The 1713-nt window shown below is 35.8% G+C and carries 1 protein-coding gene; it reads right to left on the minus strand.

Annotated elements, in window-relative coordinates:
- Window positions 1-246: 246 nt before the first annotated feature.
- A complete protein-coding gene (locus VSA01S_RS19670) occupies window positions 247-708 on the minus strand; it encodes a hypothetical protein (protein WP_039983972.1) in 462 nt (153 codons plus the stop codon).
- Window positions 709-1713: the final 1005 nt, after the last annotated feature.

The raw sequence follows: 1713 nt of genomic DNA on the forward strand, positions 1-1713 counted from the left end.
GGCTCATCACGACGTAACTCATATAGCCAAAATACCTCTAAATACCAAAGACGAAAGAGAGTCATTCTTACATGGCTTCCTGTAGTTATTGTCAGTGCGCGAATCTACTAGCCTGTTCGCGAAAAAATGCATAAGGGCTTGTTAAGGTGTGAACAACGCAATACCGAAGCAACCTTAAACACAAAACGCAACGCATAGCAAAAATGCCACGCGTTGCGAATCACTCTTAAACAGTTTGCTACACTCTTACTGCTTATTATACTTAGGCTTGATGAGTGCTGGATTTTTTGACCTAAACAAAGAAAATGCCTCATATTCCATATAACTAACTGCTCCCATTAACTTTAAATCTTCGATGGAGCGTCTTTTTACATCACAGATTATTGGGCAGATAGATACATACAAATCTAAATCATTTTTCCAACCCGAATACTCGCCAAGGTGAGCACGAATAGTATTGCCACCACTATGACCGCGCCCACCATTTATCGAGCGATTAAGTTGATTCAGTCTGCCTTTGATACCTGATAGAGAATTGGACATTCCAATATATACAATGTTTTCAAACGACATTTTTTGACCAGTAAGGTCGTCCGACGTGATAGCTAAAGCATATACACCCGGATAGCTGATGTTTTCTAACGAGCTCCGATCAGCCCAATAAGACCAAGATGAAAACAACAATTTAGGTATCGCTACATTTCTCATATATGTACTCTTTACAAACAATGTGACTGACGCATGACTCTTATTAGGGGCTTGTTGCAAAAAATTAAGAGGTGTCTGAGGTTCTTACCTGAACACCTCATTTTTATTGTCAGCTTCGCAGGTATTGCATAGTACGTTGAAGAAGATAGTTCAGGTTTTTACATCTACAGGTTAAAGAATACTGAGTAGCTGACCCACAGGAAATTGAAAATAGCCTTGTTTACTAAGGTCGATCATTAGGCTTTATAGCCTGCTTTACATTAGAGCGTAAATTAAGAACCTCATTGAAGAAAACCCCATAAAATATTGGGAACAGATAAGACATAACGAGAACGTAGCTAACCTTATTAGAAAACGCCAAGTTAGGTTTAACCGGAGAATCAAAAACATTATGTCCTGTAGTAAAGAACATAAACAATACATACAATGTTACAAACCCACCAATAATAAGGTAAGTTTCAAAAAATAGATTAATAATATCCATAATTTTCCTAACGTAATCAAACTGGTAATTTTATCCATTTTGATTTCTGTCAACTATATAAAAATAAAGTGGCAATTATATTCTATTAATTTCTTTTTACAATCATGTTATTTATTCAGTATGGTTGATGTTACTTATCAGGGAAACTAATTGCAAATCGGAATAATAACAAAAATGCCATCAAGCTTTACGTAGATATTAATCGACCAGAACGCTGAGGTTATAATGAAAGTATAGATAAAGGTGCATGGATGGTCACCTCCGAATTCAGATAATGAGTGCGATACTTCATTGGTTGGGCTGATGAAGACAGCCAATTGTTGAGATTGGTATGTTAGTCTGACCAAAAAGAGGGTTTGTTGCAAAGGTTAATAATTCTACTTTTTAAGCCTCTATTTTATATACAAGTGAGTTGTCTGTTTGATTTTTGCATGACTAAAGTCACAATTTTATCTGGTTATTATTAGGTAAAGTAGAGTGGATTTTTGGCGATTTTATGCATTTCTCCTAAAAATAATGCC

It is taken from the genome of Vibrio sagamiensis NBRC 104589 (assembly GCF_007990935.1).
Classification (GTDB): domain Bacteria; phylum Pseudomonadota; class Gammaproteobacteria; order Enterobacterales; family Vibrionaceae; genus Vibrio; species Vibrio sagamiensis.